Source organism: Acidovorax sp. NPDC077693 (assembly GCF_044542805.1).
Classification (GTDB): Bacteria; Pseudomonadota; Gammaproteobacteria; order Burkholderiales; family Burkholderiaceae_C; genus Acidovorax.
The window spans coordinates 44,723-68,049 of the sequence record NZ_JBITVD010000025.1 but is presented as its reverse complement, the minus strand read 5'-3'; the positions used below and the strand labels follow the sequence as shown (position 1 = coordinate 68,049).

Here is a 23,327-nt window from a genome sequence, read left to right as displayed (position 1 = left end):
GTATCTGCAATAATTGCATATGCAAGTTATTCGTTTGGCTTTCACCCCACTCCCATCCAAGGCACCGTACCCATGACGCAGAACAACCAGCTTGAACAATGGCTCGCCCAAGAACGCGAGATCGCCGCCCGGCTGGAGGCCGGCGCGGGACCGGGCGTCTCGCGCCCCGACCAGGTGGCGGGCTTGACGGGTTTGCAGATGATGCAGGCCATGCTGCGTGGAGAGCTGCCCTACCCGCCCATCGCCCGCACGCTGGACTTCCAGTTGATGGAGGTGGACGAAGGGCTGGCCGTCTTCCAGGGCACGCCGGGGCCGGCCCACCTGAACCCCATGGGCACCGTGCACGGCGGCTGGTTTGCCACCCTGCTGGACTCGGCCCTGGGCTGCGCCGTGCACACCCGCATGCTGCCCGGCCGCGGCTACACCACCGCCGAGCTGGGCGTGAACTTGGTCAAGGCCCTGACACCCAAGGTGCAACGCGTGCGCGCCGAAGGCCGCGTGATCCACTGCGGCCGCCAACTGGCCACGGCCGAAGCCCGCCTGTTGGGCCCGGACGGCACGCTGTACGCCCACGCCACCACCACCTGCTTGGTCTTTGATCTGCCGGCACAATCGAAGGCATGAGATTCCTCCACACGATGCTGCGCGTTGGCAACCTTCAACGCTCGATTGACTTCTACACCCAGGTGCTGGGCATGCAACTGCTGCGCCAATCCGAAAACCCTGAGTACAAATACTCGCTGGCCTTTCTGGGCTTTGACGGCGGCAACCCCGGCCAGGCCGAGATCGAGCTGACCTACAACTGGGGCACCGAAAGCTATGACCTGGGCACGGCCTACGGCCACATCGCCCTGGGCGTGCCAGACGCTTATGCGGCGTGCGAGAAGATCAAGGCATCGGGCGGCAACGTGACGCGCGAAGCGGGCCCCGTGAAGGGCGGCACCACGGTCATCGCCTTCGTCACGGACCCGGACGGGTACAAGATTGAATTGATACAAAGGGCCGAGGGTTCGGCAGGCGGTGGTCTGCGTTGATTTGGCGATTGCTATTGAATTGATAGCTTGTAGCGCTTACCAGACAAGCGGTAGAGCCAGTTTTTATTCAATTCATCGGCCCATTGAGCGCCCGTAAAAAAGCCCGGCATTGCCGGGCTTTTTCATTGGGTCCGCGGTGGACTGCCGCTGGATTACTGCGCGCTCAGTGCCACTTCCACACGGCGGGCTTCGGCGTTGTTGCCGCTGGCCGTGGTTTCTTCGGGCTTCTTCAGGTCGATCTTGTCGTCGGCCACGCCCAGGCCCTTGAGTGCGTCACGCACCGCAAAGGCGCGCTGCTTGGCCAGTTCGGCGTTCAGCGCGGCGTCGCCCGTGGCGTCGTGAAAGCCCGACACGATGGCCTTCTTGCCCTCGGCCACGCCCTTGACCACGTCGGCCAGCGCTTCGTTGGCGCCGGCGGCCAGGTCGGCCTTGGCGCTGGCAAAGTAGAACTTCACCACGCCGTTGTCCACCCGCACGCTGGCCGCATCGTCAGCGACCAGGGCCGCTGGCGCGTTGCTTGCAACAGCGGGTGCGGCAGGTGCAGCAGCAGGTGCTGCTGCCACCGCCACCGGCTTGGCGGCACCGGCAGCGCCCACGCGCTTGACCACCACGGTGCCGACCACGGCGGAGATCACCAGCGCGATGAGCGCAAACAGGAAACCCAAGGCAAAACGTTCTTGGCTATCGTCGTCGGAACTGGACATGAAAACTCCCGTAGTCGTGATGTTGATTGAGGTAGAAAAAGGTCTGGCGTGCGCATGCCGCTGCACTGTCTGTGGCGGGCACAAGACCCTGGCACGCCGCACCAAAGCCTTCAATTGTAAAGTGCTCCCATGACGAATCTTCCCGCGCCCCTTCGCGACCCGGCTCCCATGCTGGAGCGTGCACTGGATGAATGGGGCGGCCACAGTGACCTGTGGGTGTTCGGCTATGGCTCGCTGATCTGGCGGCCGGACTTTGATTACACCGAGCGGCGCCCCGCCACCGTGCACGGCTGGCACCGGGCGCTCAAGATGTGGAGCCGCATCAACCGCGGCACGCCCGAGTGCCCGGGGCTGGTGTTCGGCATGCTGTCGGGCGGCAGCTGCCGGGGGATGGTGTTCCGGGTGGACAAGGCGCAGGCGCGGCAGGTGCTCATCAACCTGTGGCAGCGCGAGATGGTCACCGCCGTGTACGACCCGCGCTGGTTGCCCTGCCGCACGCCGCAGGGCACCGTGCAGGCGCTGGCGTTCACCCTGTCGCGCAAAAGTCCCAACCACACGGGCGAGCTGCCCGACGAAGAGTACTGCCGCATCTTCGAGCAGGCCTGCGGGCGCTTCGGTACCACGCGGGACTACGCCCAGGCCACCTACGATGAGCTGCGCAGGCACGGTATCCATGACCGCGCCTTGGCCAAGCTGATTGCACTGGCCCGCAAAGAGGCTTAGACGCTCTGGAGCACGGTGCGTCGGCGGCCGGTGCGGACGGCGCCGTGTCCTGCGGTGCAGCGCGGCGGGTGCACAATGCGGCGGTCTCTCACCCTCAGCCAAGGAGCCTGACCCATGAAAAATGTTCGTTCAGCCGGTGTTCTGTCCCTCATCGCCGCTGCCGCCCTGGTGGGCTGCGCCGGTTATTCCTCCGGCCCCACGGCCAGCGCCACGCTGGAGCCCACGCGCGGCAGCACCACCACCGGCACGGTGAAGTTCGTGCAAGCCGGCGATGTGGTGAAGGTGTCCGGCGAAATCCGTGGCCTCAAGGCGGGTGCCGAGCACGGCTTTCACATCCATGAAAAAGGCGACTGCTCCAGCGGCGACGGCATGAGCGCCGGCGGCCACTTCAACCCCGGCGGCAAGCCCCACGGCCACCACGGCGCGGGCGAGCACCACACGGGCGACCTGCCCAGCCTCAAGGCCGACGCCAACGGCGTGGCCACCTTCAGCTTCGAGTCGCGCACTATTCGCGTGGGCAGCACCGCCAACGACATCGTGGGCAAGGGCCTGATCGTGCACCGCGACCCCGACGACTACAAGACCCAGCCCACGGGCAACGCCGGCCCCCGTCTGGCCTGTGCCGTGATCGCCGCCAAGTAACGGTCGCACGCAGGTAGGGCGCTGAAGCCGCACCGATCCGCCCGCCTGCCTGCAAAGCTTTTGCCCGCCGTTGCGCTGGCCATAACCCGCCCCGCTGCATCGGCCGGCGGGTTTGCTTTTTTGGGGAGCCCTCAGGTCCGGCGCGCCGCCAACACGGCTTCGGCGCGCGCCAGATCCTGCACGGTGTCGATGTCCGTCACCGTGCCTGCGTCTTCCACTTCCAGCCAACGCACTCTTTTTTGCTGCGCCTGCTGGCGCACCACGCTGGCAGCGCCCTGCTCTCCCGCCAGGGCCAGCAGTCCAGACAGGCATTCGGCGGCAAAACCCACGGGGTGGCCGCGTTTGCCCTGGTGCACCGGCACCGCCACGGCGCAGTCCGCCAAGACGGCGGCGATGGAACTTAGCGTTTCGGGGAGCACCAGCGGCAAATCTCCGGGCAGTACCAGCCAACCCGGTGCCGTTGCCGTCGCGCGCACCGCCGCTGCAATCGAATCGCCCATGCCGGGGTGGCCCTCGTCCTCCACATGCCAAGGCAAACCACTGGCCCGCACGGCAGCCAGGGTGTGCTCCAGCACGGTAGTGCTGCCCAAGGGCGCGCGCAGCTTGTGTACCGCGCCGCCCGATGCGGTAAACCGTTCGCCCCGGCCGGAGGCGAGGATCAGGACCGTGGGAAGCTGGTGTCGCATCGACGCAATTGCCTGTGGGATTGAAAAAGATGTTCTCGCCAGTTTCCCGTACGGCAGAAAATGCGAAGCAACGCCGCAATGAATGGCCCATCGCTTGCGAGCGCCAGTGATCTACGCACGCTTGGTCAATTCAGGCTTCGGCCCCAATGGCCTGCTCGATTGCCTCAACTTTCCCCAAGGCACGCCACCGTAAGCGCCGCCCGCCAATGCGCCCGAGTGGCCTTTTAGACCTTTGGATAACGGCGGATACCCAACCACGCCAGCAAGGTCGCCAGCAGCACCAAAGCCCATTGCGATAAAGTAGGAATCTTGCTGGCAGTATCGGTTGGTACAAAGGGTTGAATCTCCACCGCACCCATATCGATGGTGCCGCCCACGATGCGCGTCAATCCTCGCTGGTCGGTTGAAGCCACGGTCACGAACGTGTTTGAGCCTGCATTGCGTGCCGGGCTGGTACTGGCAATCAAGCGTGTGAGCGTGGCGCCACCATTGTTGGCCAGCGATCCTAATTGGGGGTCCACGTTACCGATATTATTGCCACCCACCACCACAGCGGCCGATGTGCTTTGCAGCAGCGAGTAGTTCATATTGATGGTGGCGTTTCCCGTGTTGATATCGGGGCCCGTCGGCGCGGTGCCACCAGCGAAGATGGAATTCGTGATGTTGATGGTGTTGGCGCTGTTCCCTCCGTCGAGATTACCCCCCGATGTGCTCGCCGTATTGGATGCCAGCGTAGACGAACGTATGTCGGTCAACTGGGTACCGCCAAAAGAACCCCTCAAATAAATGCCGCCACCCTTTCCCGCATTGGCGGCGTTACCGGATATGGTGGTATTTTCCAGACGCAACGTGGAGTTGGTTTTGTAAAAAAAGAAACCGCCCCCTTGGCCTGCAGTGTTACCACTGATCGTCGAGCGATCAACGGTCAGTGTGCCGGGTGCAGACGATTTATAAAAGAACACCCCACCACCACGACCATTGCCGGTGCTATTGCCCGAAATCGTAGTATCACTGATGGTCAATGGCGCATTAATTTTATACAAAAAGATGCCGCCGCCCCGAGATCCGCCGGAATTTCCTGAAATCGTGGAACTGGTGATGCTGCTGGAGCCAGCTACGTTATACAAAAACAACCCTGCTCCACCGGAACTTGCGGTGTTATTGCTGACCCTGGTGTTGCTGATGTTGACCCCGCCTGCATTGGATCTGAAAAACAGCGCGCCACCTTTGCTGGTCGACACATTGCCCGTGATGACGGACTGGTCGATCGTCAAGCTTCCCGATTGCTCGAAACGAATAGCAGCGCCACTGCTATTTCTACCCGCCGTCAGCGTCAGACGGCTGATGGTGACGTTTACACCGGCACTTCTGACATAAAAAATGCGGGAAGTGCTATTGCCATTGATGCTCAGTGTCCCTGTCGTGGGTCCTTGCACCGTGACCGAATCGGTAAGACGCAGATGGGTACCACCCAATGTGATGGTGCCGGTCAACGCAGACAGGTCAATGGTGTCGGTGCCCGCGCCTGCAACGCAATCTCCCCCGGTGGTGTCGCTGTCGGTGTTGGCATTGTTCACCGCCTCGCGCAGCGTGCACAAGTTGTCGCCTGCCGTGACATCGTCAGCCAGAGAATCCACTTCGATGACCGCTGCCGATGCTTGCCCGCCCATGGCTGCGAGCGCCGCGCCCGCAGCCAGTACCGCGCTTTTTCCTGTCCGTTTTGCATCGGACTTACGATCCCATGCACCACCCTGTGTCAGGTATACCGCCATATCCCTCATCCTTTAGTGATGCTAACTTTGCTGTTGGCCAGATTCTACGAACAATGGGCACGAAAGTAACCGGTGCCTGACCCTTATGCGCCTGAACACAGAATTCATCCGACTCCCCCTGGCCTTCGATGCGGCCCGTTTGGCCAGCGAGATCCGCGCCCTGCCCGAAGTGGCGTGGCAGCCACACCCCGAAGGGCACGCTGGCAATGCGGCCTTGCCGCTGATGGCGGTGGAGGGCGACCCCCTGAACAACGGTGTCAAAGGAGTGATGCAACCCACGCCGCAACTGCACGATTGCCCGTACCTGCAACAAGTGATGTCGGTACTGCAAGCCCCCATCGGCCGCACCCGCCTGATGCGCATTGATGGCCGGGCCGAAGCCAGCTTGCATGTGGATGTCAATTACTACTGGCAGCAGCACATGCGCGTGCATGTGCCCATCGTGACCGATCCTGCGGTGCAATTTATCTGCGGCGGCCAAGCGCTGCACATGGCAGCCGGTCAAGCCTGGGTGTTCGATACCTGGCGCGAGCACAACGTCATCAATCCCACCCACTTGCAGCGCATCCACCTGGTGATCGACACCACGGGTTCGGCGGCACTGTCGGCACTGCTCGCGCAAGGCGGCCGCCCCACGGATCCGCAAGCGCCAGCCATGGGCCCGGTCCGCACGGTGGCCTTCGAGCCCGGCGCCCGGCCGAAAATTTGGCATGAGGTGGACAATTTTCCTGTGGTGATGTCGCCAGCAGAGCAGCAAACGCTGTTTGCAAACATCCAGGCCGTGCTGCCCAGCACAAATTCGGGCGAAGCCCTGCGTGCCGAAGTGGCCGGTTTTTTCGACCAATGGCGGCAGCTCTGGGACCGGCACCAGTCAGCCCCTTCGGGTTGGCGCGCCTATGCCGATCTGCTGGAAAGTACCGGCGACAGGATGGGCCGACTGCGCAGTAGCGTGACGCTTTCCAACGGGGTGGACGGCGCCTTCGCGGTGCAGCAGATATTGTTGGCACCCGCCCTCAACACCGATCTGGCCGAGCGGGTGGTGCCGTCGGTGCGCGGCGCACAGACGCGATTCGACCGGCCCGTTTTCATCGTTTCGTCTCCGCGCTCAGGGTCGTCGCTGCTGTTTGAGACGCTGAGCCAGGCGAAGGACGTGTTCTCCATCGGCGGTGAGAGCCATGCACTGATCGAGGGCATCGAGGCGCTGCATCCCGCCGCCCACCAATGGCACTCCAACCAACTGGGCAGTGCAGATGCCACCCCCGAGGTGATGCAGGAGCTTGCATCCCGATTTGCCACCGCTGCCCACGACCGCGAAGGGCGGCCCACGGCGGACCGGGATAGCTTTCGGTTTCTGGAAAAAACCCCGAAAAACAGCCTGCGCATTCCTTTTTTGCGCGCCATGTTTCCGGATGCCATGTTCATCTACCTGTACCGCGATGAACGCGCCACCATCAGCAGCATGCTGGATGCCTGGCGCTCCGGGCACTTTGTCACCTACGACTTGCCTGGCTGGCGCGGCACACCTTGGTCGCTGGCTTTGGTACAAGGATGGCGTGACATGGCTGGCATGTCCACGGCAGAGGTTGCCGTGCGCCAATGGGAGTCCATCACCCGCACCGTGCTGGATGACCTGCAGACGCTGCCACCCGACAGCTGGTGCGTGGCCAGCTACGACCAACTGGTGGCTCACCCGGAGCAAGAAGTGCGCAGGCTCAGCCAGTTCGTTGGCTTGCCGTGGGATCGCAACTTGACCGCACCGCTGCCGCCTTCGCGGCATACCCTCACGCCAGCCAACCCCGACAAATGGCGAGCCAACGCCACCGAAATCGAGCCTCTGATGCACCTGGTCTCGGCCACTGCCGAGCGCGCCCGGGCACTGTTTGCCCACGAGCCCCTGCGCCGCCCCCCTACGCCGGTGGCGCCCGTCGCTCCCGCTCCCATGCCTGCCGCCGGCCCCCACCCGGCCACCGTCCACCCCATGCCAACGCCCGCCCCCAGCGCCGCCCCCGCCCAGCCGCACGACCACCAGGACTTTCGCAGCGTTCACACCACATCCTTGCCGCAACTGCTCAATGAGTTGGGCGCATCGCTGCTGGTGACCACCTACCAAAGCGGCCGCCTCATCACCCTGCGTGCAGATGGCCCGAAGCTCAACACCCACCTGACCTACTTTCCCAGTCCCATGGGCATGGCCTATGACGGCAACCGCTTGGCCATCGGCACGCTGCAAGCCGTCTGGGACTACCGAAACATGCCCGACGTCGCCTCCCGTCTGCACCCCAACAAGCACGACGGCTGCTTCATACCGCGCAACATGCACGTCACTGGCGACATCAGAGTGCATGAGCTGGCTTTTGATGCGGGTGGTGAACTATGGGTGGTCAACACCCGGTTTTCGGCTCTGTGCACGCTCGACCGCGACCACAGCTTTGTGCCACGCTGGCGACCATCGTTTGTCACCGCGCTGGCGGCCGAAGACCGATGCCACCTCAATGGCCTGGGGATGCGCGACGGCACCCCCACCTTGGTCACGGCCCTGGGCAGCACCAACACCCCCGAAGGATGGCGGCACCACAAAGCCCAAGGCGGCATCGTCATGGACATCGCCAGCAACGAAATCGTCACCCAAGGCCTTGGCATGCCGCATTCCCCGCGCTGGCACAACGGCCAATGGTGGTTGCTCGAGAGCGCCAAAGGCACGCTCATCACGTTCGATCCGGCCACCGGAAAAACACAAACCGTCGCCCACATGCCCGGCTTTACCCGCGGCCTGGCCATGCATGGTTCGTTGGCCTTCGTGGGACTGTCCCAGGTGCGCGAGAGCGTGTTCGACGGCATTGCCTTGAGCCAGCGCCTCAAGCCTGAAGAGCGTAGCTGTGGCGTCTGGGTCATTGACCTGAACACCGGCAATACGGTGGGCTTCATCCGTTTCGAGGGCATCGTGCAGGAGATCTTCGACATCCAGATACTGCCCGACCTGCGCTACCCCGAGGTGCTGGAGCCCGATGCCGATGTCATTGGCGGCTCGTTCGTCCTGTCGGACGAGGCCATGAAGGATGTGGCGAGGGACTGAGATGGCGAACGCGTACGGGGCAGGCGGCTGAATCCAGCCGCGGGGGCGGCGGTGTGTCCCTCCGTCTGTCCAGCGTGCGCACCTTGGACAAAGGGTGGCGCGCCGGGCGCGCGGCCACCTGACGCCTGAAAGACTCGGCCGCCTATTCGCTCCCGGCCCGGCGCTTGGACCCCTCTCACGCCAACTGAAACGGCAACGCCCTCGGTGTCTTCCCGGTCAACCGCGCTACCGCGTTGGCGAACGCCGGCGCCAGCGGCGGCAACCCCGGCTCGCCCATGCCCGTGGGCGGCTCGGCGCTGGGCACGATGTGCACGGCCACCTGGGGCATGTCGGTGATGCGCGGCACGGCGAAGTCGCCGAAGTTGCTCTGCTCCACCACGCCATCCTTGAGCGTGATGGCCGCGCCCGGCAGGCACATCGACAGGCCCATCAGCGCCCCGCCCTGCACCTGCGCTTCCACGCTTTTCGGATTGACCACCAGGTTGCAGTGCACGCCGGCCGTCACGCTGTGCAGCTTGGGCGTACCGTCTTTGACCGACGCCTCGACCACATAGGCCACGACCGACTGGAACGACTCGTGCACCGCCACGCCCCAGGCGCGACCCGCGGCGAGCTTCTTCTTGCCGTAGCCCGACTGCGCCACGGCCAGCTGCAGCGCCGCCTTGTGGCGCGGGTGCTTGTCGCCCATCAGCGCCAGGCGGTAGGCCACCGGGTCCTGGTTGGTGGTGCGGGCCACTTCGTCGATCAGCGTTTCCATGGCGTAGGCGGTGTGGGTGGAGCCCACGCTGCGCCACCAGAGCACGGGCACGTTCACCTCGGGGTGGTGCACCGACAGCTTCATGGGCACGTTGTAGGGCTCTTTCATGCCCTCGATGGCGGTGGCGTCGATGCCGTTCTTGACCATGAAGGCCTCGAACGGTGAGCCCTTGGTGATGGACTGCCCGACGATGGTGTGGTCCCACGCCAGGATCTTGCCCTGCGCGTCGAAGCCGATCTCGGCGCGGTGCACGTGCATGGGGCGGTAGTAGCCGCCCTTGATGTCGTCCTCGCGGCTCCACAGCGTGCGCACCGGGGCCGTGATGCCCGCCGTGCGTGCGGCCTTGGCCACGCCGCAGGCTTCCACCACGTAGTCGCTGGTGGGGATGGCGCGGCGGCCGAAGCCGCCACCGGCCATCTGGGTGTGGACCTTGACGTTCTGCGGCTCAAGGCCCAGCGTCTTGGCAGCGGCCATGGCGTCCAGGCCCGGCATCTGCGTGCCCATCCAGAGTTCGGCCTTGTCGCCGTCGAGCTTGACGGTGCAGTTCAGCGGCTCCATGGGCGCGTGCGCCAGGTACGGGAAGACGTACTCGGCGCTGATCTTGTGCGGTGCGCTGGCCAGCGGCCCCGTGTCTGCCTGCATGGCGACCAGGCCGGGCTTGGCGGCCAGCTCGCGGTACTGCGCCAGTTGCTGCGCGGAGTCGGTGGGCTTGACGCCGCTGTTGTCCCATTCAGCCTTCAGGGCATCGCGCCCCTGCTTGGCGGCCCAATAGCCGTCAGCCACCACCGCCACGCCTTCGCCGCCCCGGTCGGTGGGCACGCGCAGCACGGCTTTGACGCCCTTGACGGCCTTGGCCGCCGAGTCGTCCAGCGTCTTGAGCCGGGCGCCGAACACCGGTGGGCGCGCCACCACGGCCGTGAGCATGCCGGGCAGGCGCACGTCGATGCCGTAGTTTTGCTGGCCGCTCGACTTGGCCTTGGCGTCGAGCCGGCCCGTGGGCTTGCCGATCAGGCGGAACTGCTTGGGGTCCTTGAGCACCACTTTCTCGGGCACGGGCTGCTTCATCGCGGCCTCGGCCAGCGCGCCGTAGCCCAGCTTCTTGCCGCCGGGGCCGACCACAAAGCCGTTGCTGGTGCGCAGTGCCGATGCGTCCACACCCCACTGCGCGGCAGCGGCGCCGACCAGCATGGCCCGGGTGCGCGCGCCCAGTTCGCGGTACTGGGTGTACGAGTTCTTGATGGAGCCGGAGCCGCCGGTGATATGCATGCCGAAAGCCGGGTCCACATAGGCGGGGTTGGCGTCTCCATGCACGCTGCGCACCTTGGACCAGTCCGCGTCCAGCTCTTCGGCCAGGATCATGGGCAGGCCGGTCTGCACGCCCTGGCCGAAGTCCAGGCGGTTGATGGTGACGGTGACGGTGCCATCAGCGTCAATGCGCACAAAGGCCGAGGGCTGCTCGAAGGGCTTGAGCCCGGCGGGTGCCGCTGCGGCCGCACCCTGCGCGGTGGCCGCCAGCGGGAAGGCGCCCAGCGCAAACCCGGAGGCTGCGGTAACTTTGAGGAAGGTGCGGCGTGCAAAGCCGCCGGCACCGTCGATGGCGTCGTCTGCTCCTGAATCAGTAGCGCCTTGCGCCCTGTCCATGAGCGCCAGAAGGTTCTTTGGCATGCTGCTGCGCGCTGCCTCTACCACTTGAGGGTCGAAATGCATGGTGTTCTCCTTCGGTGCTTGGGTCAGGCCAGCGTCTTGGCGGCGTCGTGGATGGCGGCGCGGATGCGCACATAGGTTCCGCAGCGGCACACGTTGCCGGCCATGGCGGAGTCGATGTCGGCGTCGCTCGGTTTCTTCTTGCCCTTGAGCAGCGCGGTGGCGCTCATGATCTGGCCGCTCTGGCAGTAGCCGCACTGGGCCACGTCGTGCTTGACCCAGGCCGCGTGCACGGCCTTGCCCACCTTGTCGCTCTCCGTGACGGCCTCGATGGTGGTGATCTTCTGCCCCGCCGCTGCCGAGATCGGCGTGATGCACGAGCGGATCGGCGCGCCGTTCAGGTGCACCGTGCAGGCACCGCACAAGGCCTGGCCGCAGCCGAACTTTGTGCCGGTCATGCCCAGCGTGTCGCGCAGGGCCCAGAGGATGGGGGTGGATTCGTCGGCGTCGACGGGCGTGTCTTTGCCATTGATGTTCAGGGTGGGCATCGTGGGACTCCAGGGGTGAAGGTCAGCGCCTGCAAAAGACGGCGCAATCAGGTGCGGCTGTATCGCCGCTTGGTTTTCTCGTTTTTTTTAAGAGAATATTTATTCGATTAAATCCGAAATTCTGAGTTTGTGCTGGCGGTCAGGCTGTCGGGGCGGTGTTGCGCATTGCATTCACGGGCGGCCAGGGCCTTCATGCCTTGAGTGCATCCCAGCACAGGCCAAACGCCATCTGGTGCACGGCGTCGTCGTCGGGCAGCGACTTCGATCGGATCAGACTGGCCGTCTCGCGCACCGAGCCGACAAAGCTGGCCGTGAGCAGCGGCACCGGCACGGCCTTGAGGATCTCTTGCTGCTGCCCTTCGGCCATCAGGGCAAAAAAACCGGCCATCAGCCGCGTGGAGAATTCGCGGTTGCCGTCGGTGAACCAGGGCGAGTTGTAGTACTGCTCCTGGAACACCACCTCGGCATACTGGTCCAGCCGGTGGCGCAGCAGGTTGCACCAGCTGCGGCGCACGCGGGCGCGGTAGGGCATGTCGGGCAGCACGCCCTCCATGAGGCGCGTGGCCGTCACGGTCTTGGCGTCCTGGTAGAGCTGGCTGATGAGTTCGTCCTTGGACGGGTGGTACACGTAGAGCGTGCTGGTGGCAATGCCCGCGGCCCGCGCGATCTCGGCCATGGTCAGGCCGCTCAGGCCCGTGCGGGCCACCAGGTCGAAGGTGGCCTGCGCAATGGCGCGCTGTTTCTCATCGTCCTTGGGTTTCATGGCGGGGCGACTATAAGCGAATAATCATTCGGCCACAACCAGCGGGTGCCGAGCCCGGCGCAAACGCCTGCCGTAGCGCAAGGCGTGATGGTACGGGCGATGCACAATCGCTGCCATGACCACGCACTCCATCGCCGACCTGCGCAAGAGCTACGAGCGCGCAGAACTCAACGAAGACGCCTCGCACGCCGCGCCGCTGCAGCAGTTCGACCAGTGGCTGCAAGAGGCCATCAAGGCCGAGATTCCCGAGCCCAACGCCATGACGCTGGCCACGGTGGGCAGCGACCTGCGCCCCAGCACCCGCATCGTGCTCATCAAGGGCTACGACGAGCGCGGCATCGTCTGGTTCACCAACTACGACAGCCGCAAGGGCCGCCAGATCGGTGGCAACCCGTTCGCCGCGCTGCAGTTCCATTGGGTGGAGCTCGAGCGCGTGGTGCGCATCGAAGGCACGGTGGAGAAGGTCAGCGACGAGGAAAGCGACGCGTACTTTCACAGCCGCCCGCTCGACTCGCGCATCGGCGCCTGGGCCAGCCCGCAGAGCCAGGTCATCCCCGGCCGCAGCGTGCTGGTGGCCAATGCGGCCAAGTACGGCGCGCAGTTCCTGCTCAAGCCGCCGCGCCCGCCGCACTGGGGCGGCTACCGCCTCCAGCCCGAGCAGTGGGAGTTCTGGCAGGGCCGCAAGAGCCGCCTGCACGACCGCCTGCGCTACCGCCTGGACCAGGGCGAGTGGGTGCGGGAGCGCCTCGCACCCTGAGCGAGGCCTGGCCGCCCCACCCGGGGCGCGCCAAGGGCGCACACAGGAGCGCACGGGAGCGTACGGGAGCCCAAGGGCGGGGGGCCCTGTTCATCTTCCGTTCATGTCCCGCTTCGTCGCGGTTCATGGGCGCATCACGTTCTGTCCACCCCTGCCCGGTTCAATGGGAACCGCTGACTTCGCAGTCGGCGTCAACAACTCACAACCATTGAACTTCCATGAAAATCAACCGCCTGGCACTGGCCGCTCTCCTCGTCACCGCCGCTTCTTTGCAAGCCCACGCCAAGACACCCGTGGTCAACCACGCGATCAATGAGGCCGAAGTGCTGACCGCGCAGCAGAACTGGTGCAAGGCGCTGCTCGACATCAGTGCCGTCCACCAGCGCGACGGCGTCGCTGCCGCCACTGCGCTCGCGGCCAAGGTGATCGACAGCGCCTACGGCTACCAGTTCGGCGTCGTGCTGTTCAAGCCCACGCTCACGGTAGCGCCGCAGACCTTCCGCACCGACCGCGCCGGCGCGCTGGCGTACTTTGTGGGCGGCAACCCCAGCTACCCCAACGACACCGGCTTTGCGCTCAAGGGCTGGAAGAAGTGCGATGTCGACAATGCTGCGGTCTACATCTCTGGCGACGTGGCCATGACCATGGGCAACGTGCGCTTCACCGGGCCCGACGGCACGGTGACCACGGTGGACAAGACCTGGAGCTTCGCCAAGGACGATGCGGGCCAGTTGCGCATCGTGGTGCACCACTCGTCGCTGCCCTACGCGGCCCGGTAAGGCGCAACGCACCGGCCCGGCCGGTTGGCCTTGCTGCCGACAGGCAGCCATTGCGCCGGCCGCGCCTTACACGGCGAAGAACTTCGTCACCCCGAGGATCACCACCGGCATGGTGATGAGCGCCAGCGCCGTGGACACCGCCACGCTGGCGGTCACCTCGTCCTCCGCCACTTGGTAGCGCTGGGCGAACAGGAACACGTTGGCCCCCACCGGCAGCGACGCCGCCACGATCATCACCGCCAGCGGCATGCCCGACAGGCCCAGTGCCCAGGCCAGCGCCACCAGCACCAGCGGGTGCACCACGCACTTGACCACCGCGATGCGCAGGGCCGCCTTGAAATGGTGGCCCACCTTGGTGAACGCCAGCGTCACCCCCACCAGCAGCAGCGAGATGGGCCCGAGCGCCTGGCCCAGCAGCAGCATGGGTTTGTCCACCACGGCCGGGATGGCGAGGCCCGTCTGCGCAAACAGCAGGCCCGCGATGATGGGCAGCGGCACCGGGTGCACGATGCCGTTGCGCACCGCCTGCAGCACGGTGCGCCACATGGCCTGCTGCGTGCCCCCGGCGCGGCCCGCATGCTCGCGCGCAGAGGCCAGTTCGAACACCACGGTGGCGGCGGTCAGCAGGATGAGTGCGTGCACCGAGATCAGGGTGAACAGCGTCACCAGCCCGGCCTCGCCAAACACCAGGCTTACCAGCGGCACGCCGATCATGATGGTGTTGCTGAAGGTGTTGGCCAGCGCGCGCGCCGCCGCCAGGCTGGAGAAGCCCAGCACCGCCATGGTGACGCCAAAGACGAGCATCGCCGCTGCGAAGTAGATGGCGATGGGCCCGAAGTCCAGGTCCTGCACATGCACCGAGCTCATGGTGCGAAACAGCAGCGCGGGGGTGAGCACCATGAACACGAGGTTGGCCAGGTCTTTCACGGCCTCGGCCCGTATCCACCCGCGCCGCCCCGTGTAGAAGCCGATGACGATGAACAGGATGACGGGAAGCAGCGAGGTGACGACGGGCGAGTTCACAATGGGCGGCACGGCGCGCTGGGGCGGCCGGCAAAGGGGTGGACGACAGCGCGGCCGGTGGTGGCCGCGGCCGGTATTGTGGCCTCTGCCGCAGGTGCATCACAGCCTTTGCTATGAATTGAATAGCTGCTCCCGCAATCCCATCAAGCGGTAGGTGCCATTTTTCTTCAGTTTTTGGCATTCACCCGGGCATGCAGCCACCCACAGGCCCGCATGCGCCGCCCGCTGAAGGGGCCGGCGCCACAGGTGCAACACGCTTTGGAGCGCCCTATAGTGCCAGCCAGCATCCGCCACAGCGTGCATCGACATGAAGTTCGCCGCCTTCTTTCGCAACCTCAACCTGGGCCACGGCGCCGCGCCGTCGCGCGCTGAACTCGAGAGCATCTTCACGCGGGCCGGCGCGGGCGGGGCGGCATCGTTCCAGACCAACGGCACGGTGGCCTTCACCGCACGCGGTGTGCGGCCCGCACGCCAGGTCCTGCGGGCGGTGCAGGCGATGCTGGTGCACGAGCGCGGGTTCGACGAGCCCGTCTTTCTGCGCGACATGCCCGGCCTGCTCTCCCTGCGCTCCCGCGACCCGTTTACCGGCCTGAGCAAGAGCCCGCCCGTGTACGACTTCTACGTGACCTTTCTGCACGACGACGCGCAGGTGGTGCCCGGCCTGCCGCAGAGCAACGCCCGCGGCGATGTGCAGGTGCTGCTGTACACCGACATCGCGTTGCTGTCGGTGAGCCACGCGCACGGCCTGACCATGGGCAGCCCGAATGTGTGGGCCGAGAAGCTCTTCGGCCTGCCCGCCACCACCCGCACCTGGGGCACGCTGTGCCGGCTGCTGGAGCGCCATGCGTGACCGCCCGTGGAACGAACTGCCCGGGGTTTGCCTGTCTCCTCGGCCGTTTGCCCTGCGCGCAGGCTGGCAAGCTGGCGGGGCTGACTGGGCGCCTGCCGCGGCCCGCCCCCTGGGCGCTTCGGCACCGGCACAGGCCAGCGCGCACAGGGCGCCCTTCCCTGCCCCCGTTGGTGACGGGCGGTGGAGCCGGGCGTACACCACGACATCCGGAGGGCTCCATGCTGTACACAGAACTTGAGATCCACGCGGCCGTGAAGCGGCTGATCCGCGAAGGCTACGCGGCGCTGACCCGGCGCCAGCAGCACATCGTGGACTCGCTCTCGGCCATCTGCTGACGCTGCTGACGCTGCGGCCAGCGCGGCCCGGCCGGTAGCGCCCAGCCGTTACTGCGGTGCCGGCGCCGCTGACAGCAGCCGCGCCACCCCTTCCAGGCCCATGACCTGGTGGTCGGCCCCGTCCCAGGGGCTGACGCCCGGCCGCACGGTCTGCACCGTCACCATGCCCAGCGCGCGCCCCGCGCCCAGCTCGGACAGCGGGTTGTCGCCCACCACCAGTACCTGCCGGGGTGCACACCCTTCCTGGGCCAGGATGTCCGCAAAGATGCGGCCCTTGCCGTGCGGCCCGTGCTCGTCGATCGCGTCGATCACCACGCGCTCGAACCAGGGCGCAATGCCCAGCGCGTCGATCTTGCTCTGCTGCAGCCGCCGAAACCCGCTGGTCACCAGGTACTTGCGCACCGGCAAACCGGGCAACAGGCCGATGTCGGCGTAGCCCGACAGCGGCGGGCGCATCTCCATGCGGCAAAACTCCCGCCAGCCCGCGTCGCGCATCGCGGCGCTGAAGCCGAAGCGCTCAGCCACCAGGTCGAAGGCCGTGTACCAGCACTCGCCAATGGCTTCTTCCAGCACCTCGGGCGACAGAGTGCCCTGGTTGGCCTGGCGGATGGCCACAAAGGCCGACTCGAACAGCGTGCCCATGGCGCGGGCGTCCAGCAGGCAGTTGTCCAGATCAAAAATCGCCACGGTGCAGGGCGCGCGGTGGGCGGGCACGAGGGGGATGGGCTCAGTCATTGCAGGGTTCGTTGTTGCAGTTCATGCGGGTCTAGCCAGCCACCACGGACACGCCGTGGTCCGCCAGCGTCAGGCTCACCGGCGCGCCCACATCCAGTGGCGCCTTGACCAGGGGCGAGACGACGAAGATCTCGCCCAGCGCGCTGGCAAAGGTGTATTCCATGATGCTGCCCAGGTAGGTGCGCTTGGTCAGCCGGGCGGCCAGGCCCGCCGTGGTGGCCGGGCCGATGATCCAGGCCTCGGGGCGCACGGCGATCTTCACCGGGCCGGAGGCCAGCGAGGGCGGCGACGGCACGCGCAGCGGGCCCAGGTCGGCATGGCCCGGGGCGCCGCCGGGGGGCTGGCTGGCTTGGTTGGCGCCCTCGAACAGCATGGCCTCGCCCATGAAGCCGGCCACGAACTCCGACGCGGGCTGCTCGTACAGCTCGCTGGGCGCGCCGCGCTGGGCGATGGCGCCCTTGTTCATCACGATGATCTGGTCGCTGACCGCCAGGGCCTCGCTCTGGTCGTGCGTCACGTACGCCACGGTGAGCGACAGCCGCTGCTGCAGCGTGCGGATCTCTTCGCGCATCGCGCGGCGCAGGCGGGCGTCCAGGTTGGACAGCGGCTCGTCGAACAGCAGCACCGCCGGCTCCAGCGCCAGCGCCCGGGCCAGCGCCACCCGCTGCTGCTGGCCGCCCGACAGCTCCGCGGGCCGGCGCTGGTCCAGCCCGTGCAGGCCCACGGTGTCCAGCATGGCGCGCGCCTTCTCGCGCACCTGGGCCTTGCCCAGGCCCGACATGCGCAGGCCATAGCACACGTTGTCGATCACGTTCATGTGCGGAAACAGCGCATAGCTCTGGAACACCAGGCTCACATTGCGCTGGGCCGGGCCCAGGGTGGTCACGTCGTGGCCGTCGATGAAAATGCGCCCGGCCGTGGGCGACTCCAGCCCGGCGATCATGCGCAGCGTGGTGGTCTTGCCGCAGCCCGACGGCCCGAGGATGGTGGTGAGCGTGCCGCGGGGCACCGCAAAGCTGATGTGGTCCACCACCAGCGGGTCGCTGTCGGCGGTGCCAAAGCGCTTGCACACGCCCTGGAACTCGATGCCGTGGGACGCCAGGGGCGGTGGGAATGAAGACAGGGTCATTGCAGTGGTTTCCTCAGGCAGGCGCGGCGCCTGGCGCTGCGGGCAGGCCGCCCGGGGCCAGCGTGGCGACCGAGTCCCCCGGTGCCGCCGACGGCCCCCAGGTCACGAGTGCATCCACGCCCACCACCCGCCCCGCGTCCTGCCGGTTGAACAGGGTCACCTCGGCGCCCATCGACTCGGCGATCTGCTTGCAGATCGACAGGCCCAGGCCCACGCCGCCCTTGCCCGCAGAAAACGGCTGGAACAGGCGCTGGCGCACCCCGTCCTCGATGCCGGGGCCCTCGTCCCACACCAGCATTTCGCGCCAGCCGGTGCTGTCGCGCAGCAGCACGCCCAGCCGGCCGTGCGCCGGTGTGTGGTGAATGGCGTTGGCCAGCAGGTTGCGCATCAGCTCGCCCAGCAAGGCAGCGTCTCCGGGCACCGAGAGGTCAGGCCCCTCCAGCGCGAAGTCCAGGCGCTTGGCGGCGATCAGCGGTGCCAGCTCCATCACCGCCTCGCGCGCCACGGCGTTCAGGTCCACGCAGGGCAGCTCGCCCATGCGCTTGAGCTGCTCCACCTTGCTCAGGCTGAGCAACTGGTTGGCCAGGCCCGAGGCCCTGTCCACCGTGTGCAGCATCTGCTGCAAGGCGTCGGCCGGCAACACGTCGCCATGGATGGCCGACTGCAGCTGCGTGCGCAGCACCGCCATGGGGGTGCGCAGCTGGTGCGTGGCGTCGGCCAGAAAGCGCCGCTGCTCCTCGATCCAGCGGCTCTGCCCCGCCTGCAGCGTGCGCAGGTGCACCACGGCAGGCGCCAGCTCCGACGGCCCTTCGTACGGCGCCACGGCCGCGCCCGCCGGCCGCTCCAGCGACGCATCCGCGCGGCGCAGCCAGGCCGACGCCACATGTGCCAGCGCCACCGACACGGCGCTCATCGCCAGCGCCAGGGCGTAGACGGCGCGCAAGACCGGGTTGTCCAGCATCTGCCCCACGGTGGGCAGGCGCTCGTTCCAGCGGCGCGCCACTTGCCGCACGACGGGCTCGCCGCCGGCGGCAACCCCTGCGGGCCGGTACAGCGTGGCGCCCACGCGGGCCAGTTGGCCGTCGATCTCTGCCAGGTAGAAGTGCACCTGCCCGGGCGCGCCAAGTTCGTGCACCGACAGCAAGGGCGGCACCGCCGCGCTGCCGGCCAGGCGCTCGCCGCCCAGCCGGGTCTCGCGCAACCACTGCGGCCGGACGGATGGCGTGGCGTAGGCTGGCGCACCGGTATCGGCGTCGTTGTCGGTGCCTTGCCCCGCCGGCCAGGCCAGCAGGGCCACGCGCAGGGTGTTGTCCTGCCAGTCGGCATTGGTGCGCATCTGCTGCACCGCATGTGCGCCAGTGAACAGCGCCACCAGGCCCCACAGCGCCGCCAGCGGCCACACCACCAGCAGCTGCCGCAGCGAGCCGCCGCGCGGCTGCCAGCGCCGCGACCCGTGCCACGCACCCCACCGACGCCGCCTGGGCGTCACCGGGGCGCCCCGCCCTTTTGCGCGGCCATGCTGTCGCCGTCGCACAGCAGGTAGCCCACGCCGCGCAGGGTCACGATCTCGGCATTGGTGCCCACCAGCTTCTTGCGCAGGCGGTGCACGACCACCTCCACCGCGTCGGCCTGCACCTGCTGCTCGCCCGTGTCGGCAAACACCTGTGTGCGCAGCTCTTCCTTGCTCACCACCCGGTCCACGCGGGACATCAGCAGCCGCAGCAGCTCGGCCTCGCGCTGCGACAAATCCAGCGGCAGTGCGTCGTTGTAGAAGACTCCGCTGCCGGGCTCGCGGTACAGCGTGCCGCAGCGCAACTGCCCGTCGCGCCCCACCCGCCGCGTCAGCGCCCGCAGGCGCGCCACCAGCTCGTCCAGGTCGAACGGCTTGGCCAGGTAGTCGTCGGCGCCCGCCTCCAGCCCCGCGATCCGGTCCGTCACCGCCGCGCGGGCCGTGAGCGCCAGCACGGGCGTGGTGCTGCCGCCGTCGCGCAAGCGGCGCAGCACCTCCAGGCCGTCCAGCCCGGGCAGCGACAAATCGAGCGTGATCACGTCGAACACCGTGCGGCGGGCGGCCGCCAGCGCCTCCTTGCCGTCCGCACAGCACAGCACCTCGAAGCCGCGCGCCGCCAGGCTGCGGCTCAGGGCGCCGGCCAGATCAAAATCGTCTTCGACCAGGAGGAGTTTCATAAGCAGGGGATCATGCCGCGTGCGCACAGGGGCTGCCATTGTGCTTTCACCAAGGGTGGGTGAAAGCAAGTCGAAAGCGGGTGGACCAGATGAGATGCACGACAAGGCCACCGGTTGGCCTGCTACGGTGCACTACCCGCCGCTGGAATCGCCCAGCCGCTCCCGCACCCGCGCAATCTCCTGAGCTACGCGTTCGGACAGGCCCTCGGTACTGAACGGGCCCGCGATCAGCACTGCATTGTTGTTGTCGGACGATGCACACAGCTGGATGCAGTTGGGCTGGCCGTCGGCACCGAAGAGCACACGCAGCACGCGGGGACTGCGCGCCGGATGCCACTCCACAGTTTTATAGAAGTAGGTGCGCGACACAGAGTTGACCGCCGGCTCCGGCACCAGCACTGCGGTTGCCACCAGCCAGTCATGCAGCTGCTGGCATGTCATGGTCTGCTGCAAGCTAGCGGCCCACCAGACCGGACTGCCCGGCCACCAGCCAGCCCCACATGCCCAGCACCGCCAGAAAGTTGATGGTGAAGACCAAACCGCGCAAGCGCACGTTGGTTGTCCCCACCTGCACCACGCTGTGCGCAACCCGCCCCGCGATGAACACCCACGCCAGCGCAAGCTGCACTCCGTCGACCGCCTGGAGTTGCCACAGCACCAGGCAAGCGGCGTAGAAAAACAGCGGCCACTCGAACTGGTTGGAGAGATTGGCGCTCACCCTGCGCTCCAGCGCGGCCCAGGGGTTGGAGCCATCGGCGCTGCGGCCAATGCCCCAGACCGACGGGGCGCGCACTGCGGTGAGCAGCATGTAGAGCACCGTGGCCAGGGCGACGTGCAGTGCCATGGGGTAGAGCAACAGGTGGGAAAGGTGGGACATGATGGGGCGCGGCGAAGGGATGACAAAAAACCAGTGTCGGCGATTGTGCGTTGGCAAGCTGCATGTTTGCGGTATGGCGCCTGCACCCCGCCGCATCAGTGGCCAGCCTGGAACGGGCGCTCGGACGCCAGTGGCTCCCTGTCGAGCAGGCAGTCGATCAACGCGGCCAGGGCCAGCGACGGGTGCCGCCGGTTCGAGTAGTAGAGAAACAGGCCGGGACGCGTGACGGACCAATCGGCGAGGACCTGTACGAGCCGCCCCTGGCGCAGGTGCTCGTCCATCTGTTCGCGTTCGAACAAATAGGCGATCCCCAGCCCTTGCAGGGCCGCAGCCACCCCCAGGTCCGAATGGTTGGTGACCAGAGGCCCGTCCACAGCCACCTCCACGAGTTTTCCAGCCTGCTCGAACTCCCACCGGTAGGCGCTGCCATCGGCCTGCAGGCGCCAGTTGATGCAGGCGTGCTGGTGAAGGTCGTCGGGCGACTGCGGCACGCCGCGTCGCGCCAGGTAGTCGCTGGACGCAACGGCAATCATGCGGACGTCCGGGGTCAGGCGCACGGCAATCATGTCCTTCTCCAGCCGCCCGCCCACGCGAATCCCGGCATCGAAGCGCCCCGCCACGATATCGCTCAAGCCGTCGTCCACCACGATGTCCAGATCCACATCCGGGTGCGCCCGGTGAAACCGCCCCAGCCGCGGCGCAATGACCTGGCGGGCCGCCATGCCCAGGGTGTTGATGCGCAGTTTTCCGCGCATCTGGCCGGCCGCCGCGCTGGCCTCGGCCACGGCATCGGCCATGTCGCGAAACAAGGGCGCCAGTCGCGCGTACAGAAGGTCTCCCGTGGGCGTGGGCGCCACGCTGCGCGTGGTGCGGTTGAGCAGCCGGGCGCCCATGCGGGCTTCGAGCAGGCGGATGGTCTGGCTCAACGCCGACGGCGACAGGCCCAGGTGTTCCGCCGCCCGGGCAAAGCTCGCCCGCTCCACCACTGCGGCAAAGGCCTTCAGTTCCGCAAACTCCGCTCCACGCATTGTGTATTCGTTTCTACATAGCTCATTCAGATTCTAGGCCATTCACTAAACTCTTCAGAGGCGTCAATCTCACGGCTTCCACCACTCAGGAGTTTGTCGCCATGACCACATTGCACCTTCCCGACCCCATCGCCGCCTATTTCGCGGCCGACAGGCAGAGCTCCGAAGCCCTGGCCCAGTGCTTCACGCCAGGGGCCGTCGTCCAGGATGAGGGCCACACCCACCAAGGCCGCGAGGCCATCGCGGCGTGGCGCACAGCAGCGTCTGCCAAGTACACGTACACGGCCAGCCCTGTGGCGCTGGAGCAGCACCACGGGCAGCACGTGGTGACGAGCCGTGTGGAGGGCAACTTCCCTGGCAGCCCGTTGGACCTGCGCTACTACTTTCGCCTCGAGCGTGGCCTGATCGCCTCGCTGGAGGTCACGGTATGAGCTTCGACCTTCAACTGCAAGGGCAACGCGCCCTGATCACCGGCGGCACCAAAGGGGTCGGAGCCGCCGTCGTCAGCGCGCTGCGCAGTGCCGGTGCGCAGGTCATGGCCACCGCGCGCACGGTGCCTGTGCAACCGGCCGACGGCGTGCTCTATGTGGCAGCCGACATCACCACCGCGCAGGGCGTGGAAACAGTCGCCCAATCGGTGTTGCAGCACTGGGGCAGTGTCGATATTTTGGTCAACGTGGTGGGCGGCTCCAGCGCCCCGGGCGGCGGCTTTGCCGCGCTGGACGATGTGCAGTGGTTCAGCGAAATCAACCAGAACCTGATGCCGGCCGTGCGGCTGGACCGCGCCCTGCTGCCCGGCATGCTGGCCCGCGGCTCGGGCGTCATCGCCCACGTCAGCTCCATCCAGCGGCTGCTGCCGCTGCCGGAATCCACCACCGCCTACGCGGCGGCCAAGGCGGCGTTGTCCACGTACAGCAAAGCGTTGTCGAAAGAGGTCACGCCCCAGGGCGTGCGGGTGCTGAGCGTCGCTCCCGGCTGGATCGAGACCGAGGCCTCGGTGGCACTGGCCCAGCGCCTGGCCGATCAGGCCGGTACCGACTACGCGGGCGGGCAACGGATCATCATGCAGTCGCTCGGCGGCATCCCGCTCGGCCGGCCAGCTAGGCCGCAGGAAGTGGCAGACCTGATCACCTTCCTGGTCTCGCCGAGGGCCGCAGCGATCTCGGGCTCGGAGCACATCATCGATGGGGGCACGGTGCCGACGGTGTAGAGGGGCGCCGGTAGCGGGCGCATCGCAAGGGGCAACACAGCGGCCGATGTTGCGGCCCAGTCAACGCGGAC

The 23,327-nt window shown here is 66.8% G+C and carries 24 protein-coding genes; 10 read left to right on the top strand and 14 right to left on the bottom strand.

Annotation, left to right across the window (positions count from 1 at the left end):
• The first annotated feature begins 72 nt into the window (after positions 1-72).
• Entirely contained in the window at positions 73-624 is a 552-nt protein-coding gene (locus ACIGHN_RS26355; protein ID WP_396507154.1) for a PaaI family thioesterase, read from the top strand.
• Positions 621-1,034, top strand: coding sequence for a lactoylglutathione lyase (gloA, locus tag ACIGHN_RS26350; protein WP_056423361.1), 414 nt, complete (start codon positions 621-623; stop codon positions 1,032-1,034). Before ACIGHN_RS26355 ends, gloA begins: the two co-directional genes overlap by 4 nt.
• 152 nt (positions 1,035-1,186) lie before the next feature.
• On the opposite strand, the gene ACIGHN_RS26345 is transcribed toward gloA, so the two are convergent.
• The gene (locus ACIGHN_RS26345) at positions 1,187-1,738 is read right to left on the bottom strand and encodes an OmpA family protein (protein WP_396507152.1); all 552 of its coding nucleotides are present in this window, start codon (positions 1,736-1,738) and stop codon (positions 1,187-1,189) included.
• 129 nt (positions 1,739-1,867) lie between these two features.
• On the opposite strand from ACIGHN_RS26345, the gene ACIGHN_RS26340 reads away from it, so the two are divergent.
• Both ACIGHN_RS26340 and ACIGHN_RS26335 read left to right on the top strand, forming a co-directional pair.
• Entirely contained in the window at positions 1,868-2,461 is a 594-nt protein-coding gene (locus ACIGHN_RS26340) for a gamma-glutamylcyclotransferase (protein WP_056412085.1), read from the top strand.
• A gap of 114 nt (positions 2,462-2,575) precedes the next feature.
• The gene (locus ACIGHN_RS26335; RefSeq protein WP_396507150.1) at positions 2,576-3,103 is read left to right on the top strand and encodes a superoxide dismutase family protein; all 528 of its coding nucleotides are present in this window, start codon (positions 2,576-2,578) and stop codon (positions 3,101-3,103) included.
• A gap of 131 nt (positions 3,104-3,234) precedes the next feature.
• On the opposite strand, the gene ACIGHN_RS26330 is transcribed toward ACIGHN_RS26335, so the two are convergent.
• Both ACIGHN_RS26330 and ACIGHN_RS26325 read right to left on the bottom strand, forming a co-directional pair.
• Complete coding sequence (locus ACIGHN_RS26330; protein ID WP_396507148.1) at positions 3,235-3,789, bottom strand: NTP transferase domain-containing protein; 555 nt, start codon at positions 3,787-3,789, stop codon at positions 3,235-3,237.
• 224 nt (positions 3,790-4,013) lie between these two features.
• Positions 4,014-5,561 carry an IPTL-CTERM sorting domain-containing protein gene (locus ACIGHN_RS26325; RefSeq protein ID WP_396507146.1) on the bottom strand — a complete coding sequence of 516 codons (1,548 nt, stop codon included), beginning with the start codon at positions 5,559-5,561 and terminating at the stop codon, positions 4,014-4,016.
• Between the two features lie 85 nt (positions 5,562-5,646).
• Between ACIGHN_RS26325 and ACIGHN_RS26320 the strand changes: the two genes are divergently transcribed.
• Complete coding sequence (locus ACIGHN_RS26320) at positions 5,647-8,634, top strand: TIGR03032 family protein (protein WP_396507145.1); 2,988 nt, start codon at positions 5,647-5,649, stop codon at positions 8,632-8,634.
• A 175-nt stretch (positions 8,635-8,809) separates the two neighbouring features.
• Here ACIGHN_RS26320 and ACIGHN_RS26315 read toward each other — a convergent pair whose 3' ends face one another.
• The 3 genes from ACIGHN_RS26315 to ACIGHN_RS26305 all read right to left on the bottom strand — a co-directional run bounded on the left by ACIGHN_RS26315 (position 8,810) and on the right by ACIGHN_RS26305 (position 12,346).
• A complete protein-coding gene (locus tag ACIGHN_RS26315; protein WP_396507144.1) occupies positions 8,810-11,098 on the bottom strand; it encodes a molybdopterin cofactor-binding domain-containing protein in 2,289 nt (762 codons plus the stop codon).
• A gap of 23 nt (positions 11,099-11,121) precedes the next feature.
• Positions 11,122-11,583, bottom strand: coding sequence for a (2Fe-2S)-binding protein (locus ACIGHN_RS26310; protein WP_056166251.1), 462 nt, complete (start codon positions 11,581-11,583; stop codon positions 11,122-11,124).
• A gap of 190 nt (positions 11,584-11,773) precedes the next feature.
• Positions 11,774-12,346 (bottom strand): TetR/AcrR family transcriptional regulator, encoded by a 573-nt coding sequence (locus tag ACIGHN_RS26305; RefSeq protein ID WP_396507143.1) that lies wholly within the window; start codon positions 12,344-12,346, stop codon positions 11,774-11,776.
• 115 nt (positions 12,347-12,461) lie between these two features.
• On the opposite strand from ACIGHN_RS26305, the gene pdxH reads away from it, so the two are divergent.
• Positions 12,462-13,103 carry a pyridoxamine 5'-phosphate oxidase gene (gene pdxH / locus ACIGHN_RS26300; RefSeq protein ID WP_396507141.1) on the top strand — a complete coding sequence of 214 codons (642 nt, stop codon included), beginning with the start codon at positions 12,462-12,464 and terminating at the stop codon, positions 13,101-13,103.
• A gap of 218 nt (positions 13,104-13,321) precedes the next feature.
• Positions 13,322-13,882: a hypothetical protein gene (locus ACIGHN_RS26295; protein WP_396507140.1), complete on the top strand. Its 561-nt coding sequence runs from the start codon at positions 13,322-13,324 to the stop codon at positions 13,880-13,882.
• Positions 13,883-13,948: 66 nt separating this feature from the next.
• Here ACIGHN_RS26295 and ACIGHN_RS26290 read toward each other — a convergent pair whose 3' ends face one another.
• The gene (locus ACIGHN_RS26290) at positions 13,949-14,905 is read right to left on the bottom strand and encodes an AEC family transporter (protein WP_056166555.1); all 957 of its coding nucleotides are present in this window, start codon (positions 14,903-14,905) and stop codon (positions 13,949-13,951) included.
• A 307-nt stretch (positions 14,906-15,212) separates the two neighbouring features.
• On the opposite strand from ACIGHN_RS26290, the gene ACIGHN_RS26285 reads away from it, so the two are divergent.
• Positions 15,213-15,755 carry a DUF1697 domain-containing protein gene (locus tag ACIGHN_RS26285; RefSeq protein WP_396507138.1) on the top strand — a complete coding sequence of 181 codons (543 nt, stop codon included), beginning with the start codon at positions 15,213-15,215 and terminating at the stop codon, positions 15,753-15,755.
• Positions 15,756-16,138: 383 nt separating this feature from the next.
• Here ACIGHN_RS26285 and ACIGHN_RS26280 read toward each other — a convergent pair whose 3' ends face one another.
• The 7 genes from ACIGHN_RS26280 to ACIGHN_RS26250 form a co-directional block, all read right to left on the bottom strand.
• The gene (locus ACIGHN_RS26280) at positions 16,139-16,825 is read right to left on the bottom strand and encodes an HAD family hydrolase (protein WP_396507137.1); all 687 of its coding nucleotides are present in this window, start codon (positions 16,823-16,825) and stop codon (positions 16,139-16,141) included.
• A gap of 31 nt (positions 16,826-16,856) precedes the next feature.
• The gene (locus tag ACIGHN_RS26275; RefSeq protein ID WP_396507135.1) at positions 16,857-17,954 is read right to left on the bottom strand and encodes an ABC transporter ATP-binding protein; all 1,098 of its coding nucleotides are present in this window, start codon (positions 17,952-17,954) and stop codon (positions 16,857-16,859) included.
• Between the two features lie 13 nt (positions 17,955-17,967).
• Positions 17,968-19,443: a sensor histidine kinase gene (locus ACIGHN_RS26270; protein WP_396507134.1), complete on the bottom strand. Its 1,476-nt coding sequence runs from the start codon at positions 19,441-19,443 to the stop codon at positions 17,968-17,970.
• Positions 19,440-20,141, bottom strand: a complete 702-nt coding sequence (locus tag ACIGHN_RS26265) for a response regulator transcription factor (RefSeq protein WP_056412063.1) — start codon at positions 20,139-20,141, stop codon at positions 19,440-19,442. Before ACIGHN_RS26265 ends, ACIGHN_RS26270 begins: the two co-directional genes overlap by 4 nt.
• 132 nt (positions 20,142-20,273) lie before the next feature.
• On the bottom strand, positions 20,274-20,582 hold the full coding sequence (locus ACIGHN_RS26260; protein WP_396507133.1) for a hypothetical protein: 309 nt from the start codon (positions 20,580-20,582) through the stop codon (positions 20,274-20,276).
• A 13-nt stretch (positions 20,583-20,595) separates the two neighbouring features.
• On the bottom strand, positions 20,596-21,018 hold the full coding sequence (locus tag ACIGHN_RS26255) for an MAPEG family protein (RefSeq protein WP_056166298.1): 423 nt from the start codon (positions 21,016-21,018) through the stop codon (positions 20,596-20,598).
• 95 nt (positions 21,019-21,113) lie between these two features.
• On the bottom strand, positions 21,114-22,046 hold the full coding sequence (locus tag ACIGHN_RS26250; protein ID WP_396507131.1) for a LysR family transcriptional regulator: 933 nt from the start codon (positions 22,044-22,046) through the stop codon (positions 21,114-21,116).
• Between the two features lie 101 nt (positions 22,047-22,147).
• Here ACIGHN_RS26250 and ACIGHN_RS26245 point away from each other — a divergent pair, with 101 nt between their 5' ends.
• Both ACIGHN_RS26245 and ACIGHN_RS26240 read left to right on the top strand, forming a co-directional pair.
• Complete coding sequence (locus tag ACIGHN_RS26245; protein ID WP_396507129.1) at positions 22,148-22,477, top strand: nuclear transport factor 2 family protein; 330 nt, start codon at positions 22,148-22,150, stop codon at positions 22,475-22,477.
• Positions 22,474-23,256: an SDR family oxidoreductase gene (locus ACIGHN_RS26240; RefSeq protein WP_396507127.1), complete on the top strand. Its 783-nt coding sequence runs from the start codon at positions 22,474-22,476 to the stop codon at positions 23,254-23,256. The genes ACIGHN_RS26245 and ACIGHN_RS26240 overlap by 4 nt, the downstream gene beginning before the upstream one ends.
• Positions 23,257-23,327 lie beyond the last annotated feature (71 nt).

Coding starts and splice junctions, on each gene's coding strand:
- ACIGHN_RS26355 (WP_396507154.1), top strand. CDS start 73: ATGACGCAGAACAACCAGCTTGAACAATGGCTCGCCCAAGAACGCGAG.
- gloA (WP_056423361.1), top strand. CDS start 621: ATGAGATTCCTCCACACGATGCTGCGCGTTGGCAACCTTCAACGCTCG.
- ACIGHN_RS26345 (WP_396507152.1), bottom strand. CDS start 1,738: ATGTCCAGTTCCGACGACGATAGCCAAGAACGTTTTGCCTTGGGTTTC.
- ACIGHN_RS26340 (WP_056412085.1), top strand. CDS start 1,868: ATGACGAATCTTCCCGCGCCCCTTCGCGACCCGGCTCCCATGCTGGAG.
- ACIGHN_RS26335 (WP_396507150.1), top strand. CDS start 2,576: ATGAAAAATGTTCGTTCAGCCGGTGTTCTGTCCCTCATCGCCGCTGCC.
- ACIGHN_RS26330 (WP_396507148.1), bottom strand. CDS start 3,789: ATGCGACACCAGCTTCCCACGGTCCTGATCCTCGCCTCCGGCCGGGGC.
- ACIGHN_RS26325 (WP_396507146.1), bottom strand. CDS start 5,561: ATGGCGGTATACCTGACACAGGGTGGTGCATGGGATCGTAAGTCCGAT.
- ACIGHN_RS26320 (WP_396507145.1), top strand. CDS start 5,647: ATGCGCCTGAACACAGAATTCATCCGACTCCCCCTGGCCTTCGATGCG.
- ACIGHN_RS26315 (WP_396507144.1), bottom strand. CDS start 11,098: ATGCATTTCGACCCTCAAGTGGTAGAGGCAGCGCGCAGCAGCATGCCA.
- ACIGHN_RS26310 (WP_056166251.1), bottom strand. CDS start 11,583: ATGCCCACCCTGAACATCAATGGCAAAGACACGCCCGTCGACGCCGAC.
- ACIGHN_RS26305 (WP_396507143.1), bottom strand. CDS start 12,346: ATGAAACCCAAGGACGATGAGAAACAGCGCGCCATTGCGCAGGCCACC.
- pdxH (WP_396507141.1), top strand. CDS start 12,462: ATGACCACGCACTCCATCGCCGACCTGCGCAAGAGCTACGAGCGCGCA.
- ACIGHN_RS26295 (WP_396507140.1), top strand. CDS start 13,322: ATGAAAATCAACCGCCTGGCACTGGCCGCTCTCCTCGTCACCGCCGCT.
- ACIGHN_RS26285 (WP_396507138.1), top strand. CDS start 15,213: ATGAAGTTCGCCGCCTTCTTTCGCAACCTCAACCTGGGCCACGGCGCC.
- ACIGHN_RS26280 (WP_396507137.1), bottom strand. CDS start 16,825: ATGACTGAGCCCATCCCCCTCGTGCCCGCCCACCGCGCGCCCTGCACC.
- ACIGHN_RS26275 (WP_396507135.1), bottom strand. CDS start 17,954: ATGACCCTGTCTTCATTCCCACCGCCCCTGGCGTCCCACGGCATCGAG.
- ACIGHN_RS26265 (WP_056412063.1), bottom strand. CDS start 20,141: ATGAAACTCCTCCTGGTCGAAGACGATTTTGATCTGGCCGGCGCCCTG.
- ACIGHN_RS26260 (WP_396507133.1), bottom strand. CDS start 20,582: ATGACATGCCAGCAGCTGCATGACTGGCTGGTGGCAACCGCAGTGCTG.
- ACIGHN_RS26255 (WP_056166298.1), bottom strand. CDS start 21,018: ATGTCCCACCTTTCCCACCTGTTGCTCTACCCCATGGCACTGCACGTC.
- ACIGHN_RS26250 (WP_396507131.1), bottom strand. CDS start 22,046: ATGCGTGGAGCGGAGTTTGCGGAACTGAAGGCCTTTGCCGCAGTGGTG.
- ACIGHN_RS26245 (WP_396507129.1), top strand. CDS start 22,148: ATGACCACATTGCACCTTCCCGACCCCATCGCCGCCTATTTCGCGGCC.
- ACIGHN_RS26240 (WP_396507127.1), top strand. CDS start 22,474: ATGAGCTTCGACCTTCAACTGCAAGGGCAACGCGCCCTGATCACCGGC.